Origin of the sequence: Streptomyces doebereineriae (assembly GCF_031845645.1) — a bacterium.
GTDB classification, from domain to species: domain Bacteria; phylum Actinomycetota; class Actinomycetes; order Streptomycetales; family Streptomycetaceae; genus Streptomyces; species Streptomyces canus.
Genome location: NZ_JAVREZ010000344.1, coordinates 1 through 442 on the forward strand (window position 1 = coordinate 1; position 442 = coordinate 442).

Genomic DNA, 442 nt, shown 5'->3' on the forward strand with positions numbered 1-442 from the left:
GGATCACGTTCCACCTGCTGGCTGAACATCTCCGGGATCGAGACTGGTGCACTCACCGGTCGGGCCAGGATCTCGCGGTTGCTCCACGTGTCCAGCCGGTCATGCTCGGCGCTCTCAAGTACGTCCATCGCAGAGAGCCGGCGAGCCGGATCGTCGATCATGTCCACCAGCAGTCGCTGGAACCGTTCGACCAGCGCTTCGATCTGACGGGCATCGAACACGTCGCTGTCGAATTCGAGGCGCAGGCCCAGTTCGTGCCCAGGCAAGGCCATCATCGAAAGCGGGTAGTGGTTGTACTCGCGGTTGTTGAACTCGGTGACGGTCAACTCCTGCACACCCATGAACGCAGCGGTGTCGATCGGGTAGCTCTCGTACAGGAACAAGGTGTCGAACAGTCGCTCGTGGCCGGCGAGGTGGTGAATCTCGGTGAGCGCCAAGTGTT

1 protein-coding gene is annotated in these 442 nt (G+C 61.3%); it reads right to left on the reverse strand.

Features of this window, described 5'->3' with window-relative positions:
- On the reverse strand, window positions 1–442 hold a 442-nt coding region (locus RNB18_RS52215), incomplete at both ends, for a condensation domain-containing protein (RefSeq protein WP_311721079.1).